At 43.4% G+C, this 8,400-nt stretch carries 4 protein-coding genes; 3 read left to right on the top strand and 1 reads right to left on the bottom strand.

Annotation, left to right across the window (positions count from 1 at the left end; translation table 11 throughout):
- Positions 1-1,977: MiiA motif-containing surface protein (locus tag N8L39_RS05155; RefSeq protein WP_261039318.1), on the top strand; the 1,977-nt coding region annotated here is incomplete at its 5' end.
- Positions 1,978-2,090: 113 nt separating this feature from the next.
- Here the strand turns inward: N8L39_RS05155 and N8L39_RS05150 are convergent.
- On the bottom strand, positions 2,091-4,187 hold the full coding sequence (locus N8L39_RS05150; protein ID WP_261010103.1) for a GH92 family glycosyl hydrolase: 2,097 nt from the start codon (positions 4,185-4,187) through the stop codon (positions 2,091-2,093).
- Between the two features lie 170 nt (positions 4,188-4,357).
- Here N8L39_RS05150 and N8L39_RS05145 point away from each other — a divergent pair, with 170 nt between their 5' ends.
- Both N8L39_RS05145 and N8L39_RS05140 read left to right on the top strand, forming a co-directional pair.
- Positions 4,358-5,638, top strand: coding sequence for a glycoside hydrolase family 125 protein (locus N8L39_RS05145; protein ID WP_261010104.1), 1,281 nt, complete (start codon positions 4,358-4,360; stop codon positions 5,636-5,638).
- A gap of 98 nt (positions 5,639-5,736) precedes the next feature.
- Positions 5,737-8,382, top strand: a complete 2,646-nt coding sequence (locus N8L39_RS05140) for an alpha-mannosidase (protein ID WP_261010105.1) — start codon at positions 5,737-5,739, stop codon at positions 8,380-8,382.
- The last annotated feature ends 18 nt before the right edge of the window (positions 8,383-8,400 follow it).

Raw genomic sequence — 8,400 nt, 5'->3', positions numbered from 1 at the left:
CCAGACTCATTAACAAAAGATGAGAAAGATGCAATTGCAACTAAAGTTAAATCAGTAAACCCAGGAGCAACTGTAGTTGTAGATGACAAAGGAAATGCGACAGTTACAACCCCAGAAGGTAAGACAGCAGTAATTCCAGCAGCAGACTTAACGAAGAATGCAGATGCAGAAAAAGCACCAAAAGCAGGAAATGATATTGTTAAACCAGCTTCTAAGACAAAAGTTGCAAATCCAGACTCATTAACAAAAGATGAGAAAGATGCAATTGCAACTAAAGTTAAATCAGTAAACCCAGGAGCAACTGTAGTAGTAGACGATAAAGGAAACGCAACAGTCACAACACCAGAAGGTAAGACAGCCGTTATCCCAGCATCAGATTTAACAAAATCTGAAAAAGATGTGAACGATGGAAAAGCTAAAGACAACGCAGTTACACCAGCAGCTAAAACAAAAGTAGCAAATCCAGAGAAATTAACTGACGCTGAGAAGAAAGCAATCGAAGACAAAGTTAAATCAGTAAATCCAGGAGCAGCTGTAATAGTTGATGATAAAGGTAATGCAACAGTAGTGAAAGACGGTAATGTTTCAGTTATCCCATCAACAGACTTAGTTAAAGTAGAAGACGATGCTAACAAACCTAATGGTGGTAACGATGTAAACACACCAGCAGCTAAGACTGTAGTAAAAGATCCAGCTAACTTAACAGATGAAGAAAAAGCAAAAGTTAAGAAAGCTGTAGAAGCCGTCAACCCAGATTCAACTGTAGTAGTAGATGATAAAGGCAACGCAACAGTAACGAAAGGTGATGGAACAGTTCTTAAAATCCCAGCTTCAGACTTAGTCATTCCAGCAGAAAAATTAGCTGACGAAGCAACAAACGCTAAAGTTAAAACTCCAGCTGTTCGTACATTAGTTGGAGATAAAGAAAACTTAACAGATGCTGAAAAAGAAGCTGTTAAGAAAACAATTGAAGCCGTCAATCCAGGATCGACTGTAGTAGTAGATGATAAGGGTAATGCCACAGTCACAATGCCAGACGGTTCTACAGCAACAATTTCTAAAGAACAACTAGTGAAAGATAAAGAAGCTGTGTCTAAATCTAAACATGGCGGAGATAATCTTGATATCGACTTGAGTAAAGTAATGGTAACAGACCTTACTAATATTACTCCAGAAGAAAAAGCAAAATTCCAATTCATGATTTTGGGAGCTATCACAGATGTAGATGAATTTGATCTAGATGCTTTCTTGAAAGAAATAGATGCACAAGGGAATACAATTTACAAATCTAAAGACTCTAACGTGATTATTACAATCGATAAAGATGGTAATATGAAAGTTATGAAAGATGGTAAGACAAATCTAGCTGTTAACATTGATAAAGCTGGAAATGTAACTATTGTTACAAAAGAGGGTCAAGTATTAGCAATTCCAAGAGATGATGCATTCAAACAACGTCCTTCAGCTCAAAATAATGGAGGAAATGTAACTTCTGGCAATAATGGAGCAACGAACAATGAAGCGAAAGTGGATAAAGCTAAGTTAGAAGGTGCTATCCATCAATTAGATGAACTAATCATTAAAGAATCAGCTAAGCTTGATGCAGAAACTGCAAAAGAAGCGAATGACTTATTAGCAGATGCTAAGAAAGTATTTGCTAATGCAGACGCAAGTCAAGCAGAAGTGGATGCAATGGTTAAACGTATCGAAGATTTCATGGCGAAAGTTGCTCCATCAACTGATCATGCAACTCCAGCTAATGACCAAGCTGCTCAAACACCAGCTGCAGCTCCAGCTACTGCTCAAGCAGCATCTAATGCTAGCCAAGAAGCAGCAGAAAACGCGCGTAAAGCAGCTAAAGAATTGCCAAATACAGGTACAGCAGATTCTGTAGCATTTATGGTAGCAGCTGCCGCAAGTGCAGTACTTGGTCTTGGTCTTGCAGGCCGTCGTCGTAAAGAAGACGAAGAAGCTTAATTGGTAGATTGTTTGATGATTATTGAATAATAAATCCAATTTTCAGAGCTTAAACCAGTACCTCTCATAAGAAAATCTCCTAGCAGGAAAGTCTGCTAGGAGATTGTTGCATTTCAGGAAATTGACGAGTGACTTGGTAGCCAGCTGAGGGTGAAGGTTAGTTGCTCAGCTTTTAGGAGATCTTGGTGTTGAATAGTTGATACTAGAGTTGTGTCTAATCGGCATTCTTTTACAAAGTTAAAATGGCTGTGGTTTTGCTCAGCATGAATATCTAGCCATTTATCTTCTTTGGCAAGATAGACTCGGAGATGGTCAAAGAGAGGGACTCCGAGATCATAGCTGGGCTTGCCTGGACAGGTTGGATAGAATCCGAGAGCTGACCAGATGTACCAGGCTGAGAGACTACCATTGTCTTCATCGCCAGGATAGGCTTGCCAGCTTGGGTGAAAGGCTTTCTGACGTAAGGTCTTGATAAGAAGGGCAGTGTAGTCAGGGTAGTTGCTGTAGCGGAAGAGATAAGGAATGTGGAAGCTTGGCTGGTTGGAAATGGCGAGTTGCCCAAAAGGAGCAGTAGCCATCTCGCTCATTTCGTGAATCTCGTAACCATAGCCTGTTGTCTCAAAGAGGGGAGCATCTTGACAGGCTTTTAAAAGATAGTCGCTGAAGGTTTCTTTTCCACCCATAAGCTGGATTAAGCCTGGGATGTCGTGGAGGACGCCTAAAGTCGCTTGGATGGCAGAGCATTCGGCATAGTCGCGTCCCCAACTATAAGGAGAGAAGTCAGGACGGAAGTTGCCTTGACTATCACGCGCTCGCATGTAACCTGTCTCAGCGTCAAATAGATGGCGGTAATTTTGTGATGCGGCCTTGTAGGTTTCAGCGATTTCTATTTTCTCTAGTTTTTCAGCACAGCTAGCGATACAAAAGTCACTATAGGCATAGTCTAGGGTGTGGCTGACGCTTTCGTGGTGGTCGGTAGAGAGGTAGCCTAGTTCTTGGTATTGGGCTAGTCCGTGACGACCATTGATGCCGAGAGGGTCGGCCTTGCTGGCTGTTTCAAGCATGGCTTGGAGGAGTTCTTCTTCTAGGTCGGGGGCCATGTCCTTGCAGGCGCTATCGGAGATAATACCGTCTAAAAGTGTACCTGGCATCATACCCCGTTCATCTGGAGCCAGCCATTTTGGAAGGAAACCAGTATCGCGGTAGTTATTGAGAAATCCTTCTAAGAAGCGGTGGTAGTGTTCCGGTATGATAAGGGCAAAGAGGGGGAAGGTGGTGCGGAAGGTATCCCAGAAACCATTGTTACTGAAGAGGAAACCAGGCTTGATAGTTCCAGTAGCCAGATCCATGTGGATGGCTTGTCCTGACTCATCAATCTCATAAAAAGTCTGAGGAAATAGGAAGAGTCTGTAAAGGCAGTGATCAAAGAAGGTTCGGTCAGCTTCTCCTGCCTCTATAATGTCAAAATGATGGAGGAGATTTTCCCAATCCGCTTGGGCATTTGCTTTACAGCTATCAAAATCTTCTTGAGGTAGATTAAGCAGTGCTTGAGAAGGAGAGATGAAAGAAGTGGCTAGCTGAATCTCGGTTTGACTACTTGCTAAGTCAATTCGACAGTCTTCGCCTTCTTGGCTGATAGCAAGGATATCCGTATTCATTTGTAGGGCAGTGAACATCGTTAGTGGATTTTTGTTAGTTTCAGTTTTTCCTTCTTGTCGCAGGGCAAGAGTTCGCTTATCTACTTGCTCCACGGTCAGTTCATCTGCTGCGTGAAGATAGAGGGAGAGGGCTTTGCCTTGCTTTTGTTCCAAACGAATAGAAGCACCATAGCAAGTCGGCGTGAGCTGGGTTTCAATCTGATAGCGCAGGGAGAAAATTTTCAGATAATGAGGTTGGAAAGAGGCTTTTTCGATATCATAGGAAGACTGGCGGTGAAAGAGGCTGTCTCCACCCAGTTGACCTGTGACAGGTGTCAGAAGGATCCAAGAGTAGTCCCCAATCCAAGGACTTGGTTGGTGGGTTAGTCGAATCCCCTGAAAGATAGGCAGATGCGGATCGAAAAACCAAGAGCCCTCCTGGTCACTGGTCTGGGGTACAAAGTAATTCATCCCAAAAGGCACGCCTGTGTATGGCAGGGTATTTCCCCGAGAAAAGGCATGCTTGCTGGCAGTTCCAAATCGGGTATCGATAGTTTCAAGTAGTGGTTTCATAGTCTTTCCTTTAGCTGTTTTTCTACATTATATCAGAAAGAGATAACCTTTAGAAAAGGAGTTTCAAAGATAACTATTTTGTAGAAAAATGACTATCATTTGTGTATGTATTTTCTGTCTCAAAAGCTATATACTGAAAATGAAACTTGTTTGAAAGAGGATACTGCACGATGATTTATTCAAAAGAAATTGTTAGAGGATGGCTAGATGAAGTAGCAGAGCGGGCTAAGGACCATCCGGAGTGGGTGGATGTCTTCGAGCGTTGCTATACAGACACCTTGGACAATACGGTTAAAATCCTAGAAGATGGTTCAACTTTTGTATTGACAGGAGATATTCCTGCTATGTGGCTTCGGGATTCGACAGCCCAACTCAGACCCTACCTGCATGTAGCTAAAAGAGATGCTCTCCTGCGTCAGACCATTGCTGGTTTGGTCAAGCGTCAGATGACCTTGATTCTCAAGGATCCTTATGCCAACTCATTTAACATTGAGGACAACTGGAAGGGGCACCACGAGACCGACCATACCGACCTTAATGGTTGGATTTGGGAGCGAAAGTATGAGGTGGACTCGCTTTGCTATCCTTTGCAGTTAGCCTATCTCCTCTGGAAAGAGACTGGCGAGACTAGTCAGTTTGATGAAACTTTTGTCGCAGCGACCAAGGAAATTCTCCATCTCTGGACAGTGGAACAAGACCACAAGAACTCCCCTTATCGTTTTGTCCGCGATACGGACCGTAAGGAAGATACCTTGGTAAATGATGGCTTTGGACCTGATTTTGCAGTGACAGGCATGACCTGGTCAGCTTTTCGTCCAAGTGATGACTGCTGCCAGTATAGCTACTTGATTCCGTCCAATATGTTTGCTGTAGTAGTCTTGGGTTATGTCCAAGAAATCTTTGCAGCATTAAACCTAGCTGATAGCCAGAGTGTTATCACAGACGCTAAGCGTCTTCAGGATGAAATCCAAGAAGGAATTGAAAACTACGCCTACACAAGCAACAGCAAGGGCGAAAAGATTTATGCCTTTGAAGTGGATGGTCTAGGAAATTCCAGCATCATGGATGATCCAAACGTACCAAGTTTGTTGGCTGCGCCTTATCTGGGCTACTGCGATGTCAACGATGAAGTGTATCAAGCAACTCGTCGTACCATTCTGAGCCCTGAAAATCCATACTTCTACCAAGGAGAGTACGCTAGCGGTCTCGGAAGTTCTCATACCTTCTATCGCTATATCTGGCCCATTGCCCTTTCTATCCAAGGCTTGACAACAAGTGATAAGGCAGAGAAGAAATTCTTGCTGGATCAGCTGGTTGCTTGCGATGGTGGGACAGGTGTCATGCATGAAAGCTTCCACGTGGATGACCCAACGCTTTACTCGCGTGAATGGTTCTCTTGGGCCAACATGATGTTCTGTGAATTGGTCTTGGATTACTTGGATATCCGCTAAGGAACACGCTTTAGCGCAACTGATTCTTGGAAAGAATCACAAATTTACATTTAAAACGTTAACAATAAAAATTTAAATTTAGAATGAGGTTTTACTTCATGGAAAATGTTGTCGTACATATTATCTCACATAGTCACTGGGATCGTGAGTGGTACTTGCCTTTTGAAAGCCACCGTATGCAGTTGGTGGAATTATTTGACAATCTCTTCGATCTCTTTGAAAATGACCCTGAGTTCAAGAGCTTTCACTTAGATGGTCAAACCATTGTCCTTGATGACTACTTGGAGATTCGCCCTGAAAATCGCGGCAAAGTCCAACGATACATCGACGAAGGCAAACTTAAAATTGGTCCTTTTTACATCTTGCAAGATGACTACTTGATTTCAAGTGAAGCCAATGTCCGTAATACTATTATCGGTCAGCAGGAGACTGCAAAATGGGGCAAATCAACTCAGGTTGGTTACTTCCCAGATACCTTTGGAAATATGGGGCAAGCTCCTCAAATCCTTCAAAAATCAGGCATTCACGTGGCAGCCTTTGGTCGTGGTGTGAAACCGATTGGATTTGATAACCAAGTCCTTGAAGATGAGCAGTTTACTTCCCAGTTTTCAGAAATGTACTGGCAGGGTGCGGACGGAAGTCGTGTCCTCGGTATCCTCTTTGCCAACTGGTATAGTAATGGGAATGAAATTCCAGTTGATAAAGACGAGGCCTTGACCTTCTGGAAACAAAAACTGGCAGACGTGCGTGACTATGCTTCGACCAACCAGTGGTTGATGATGAACGGCTGTGACCACCAGCCTGTGCAGAAAAATCTGAGTGAAGCCATTCGTGTGGCAAATGAACTCTTCCCAGATGTAACCTTTGTTCATAGTTCTTTTGATGAATATGTCCAAGCCGTGGAAAGTGCCCTACCAGAGCAATTATCAACGGTTACAGGTGAGCTGACCAGTCAGGAAACAGACGGCTGGTACACACTTGCCAACACTTCTTCATCTCGTATTTATCTCAAACAAGCCTTCCAAGAAAATAGCAACCTCCTAGAGCAAGTTGTAGAACCCTTGACTATTATCACTGGGGGGCATAACCACAAGGACCAGTTGACCTATGCTTGGAAAACACTTTTGCAGAATGCGCCACATGATAGCATCTGTGGCTGTAGCGTGGACGAAGTTCACCGCGAGATGGAAACGCGTTTTGCCAAGGTTAATCAAGTTGGAAACTTTGTTAAGAGCAATCTTCTAAACGAATGGAAGGGTAAAATCGCTACAGCTAAGGCTCAAAGTGATTATCTCTTTACTGTTATTAACACAGGCTTGCATGATAAGGTCGATACTGTTAGCACAGTGATTGATGTGGCGACTTGTGATTTCAAGGAATTGCACCCAACAGAAGGCTACAAGAAGATGTCTGCTCTTACCTTGCCAAGCTACCGTGTAGAAGACTTAGATGGTCGTCCTGTAGAGGCTAAAATCGAAGACCTTGGGGCTAATTTTGAGTACGATTTACCAAAAGACAAGTTCCGCCAAGCTCGTATCGCTCGACAAGTGCGCGTGACCATTCCAGTTCACTTAGCACCGCTTTCTTGGACAACCTTCCAATTGCTGGAAGGAGAGCAAGAACACCGTGAGGGTATTTACCAAAATGGGGTGATTGATACGCCATTTGTAACGATGAGTGTGGATGACAACATCACAGTCTATGACAAGACAACTCACGAAGCCTATGAAGATTTTATCCGCTTCGAAGACCGTGGTGACATCGGAAACGAGTATATCTATTTCCAACCAAAAGGAACAGAACCCATCTATGCAGAGCTTAAGGGCTATGAGGTCTTGGAAAACACAGCTCGCTACGCTAAGATTTTGCTCAAACATGAATTGACCGTGCCTGTCAGTGCAGATGAAAAGCTAGAAGAAGAGCAAAAAGGTATCATCGAGTTTATGAAGCGTGAAGCTGGACGCTCTGAAGAGTTGATAACTATTCCTCTTGAAACTGAGATGACTATCTTCGTTGATAATCCACAAATCCGTTGCAAGACTCGCTTTACTAACACTGCTAAAGACCACCGTATCCGTCTCTTGGTCAAGACTCATAACACGCGTCCAAGCAATGATTCTGAAAGCATTTATGAGGTGGTGACACGACCAAACAGACCAGCAGCTTCATGGGAAAATCCTGAAAATCCTCAACACCAACAAGCCTTTGTTAGTCTGTATGACGATGAAAAAGGGGTTACTGTATCCAACAAGGGATTGAATGAATACGAAATCCTTGGAGACGACACTATTGCAGTGACCATTCTGCGTGCGTCAGGTGAGCTAGGTGACTGGGGTTACTTCCCAACACCAGAAGCACAATGCTTGCGTGAGTTTGAAGTCGAGTTTGCGCTTGAATGCCATCAAGCCCAAGAACGCTTCTCAGCCTATCGTCGTGCTAAAGCCTTGCAGACACCGTTTACCAGCCTTCAGCTTGCTAAACAAGAAGGAAGCGTGGCTGCGACTGGTAGCCTCTTGAGCCATTCTGTTCTCAGCATACCGCAAATCTGTCCAACAGCCTTTAAGGTAGCTGAAAATGAAGAAGGCTATGTTCTTCGCTACTACAATATGTGTAGTGAAAATGTGCGTGTACCGGAAAGTCAACATCTCTTCCTTGACCTACTTGAACGACCATACCCAGTTCATAGAGGCCTCATTTCACCACAAGAGATTCGTACAGAATTCATCAAAAAAGAAGAAATTTAATTTCAAAAAGTAAACATA

Origin of the sequence: Streptococcus mitis (assembly GCF_946190285.1) — a bacterium.
GTDB classification, from domain to species: domain Bacteria; phylum Bacillota; class Bacilli; order Lactobacillales; family Streptococcaceae; genus Streptococcus; species Streptococcus mitis_CP.
Note: the sequence above shows the minus strand (reverse complement) of the source record. Positions and strands in the feature narration are given on the sequence as shown.

Bases quoted from the DNA above. Each gene is read 5' to 3' on its own strand.
- N8L39_RS05150 (WP_261010103.1), bottom strand. From the start codon at position 4,187: ATGAAACCACTACTTGAAACTATCGATACCCGATTTGGAACTGCCAGC.
- N8L39_RS05140 (WP_261010105.1), top strand. From the start codon at position 5,737: ATGGAAAATGTTGTCGTACATATTATCTCACATAGTCACTGGGATCGT.
- N8L39_RS05145 (WP_261010104.1), top strand. From the start codon at position 4,358: ATGATTTATTCAAAAGAAATTGTTAGAGGATGGCTAGATGAAGTAGCA.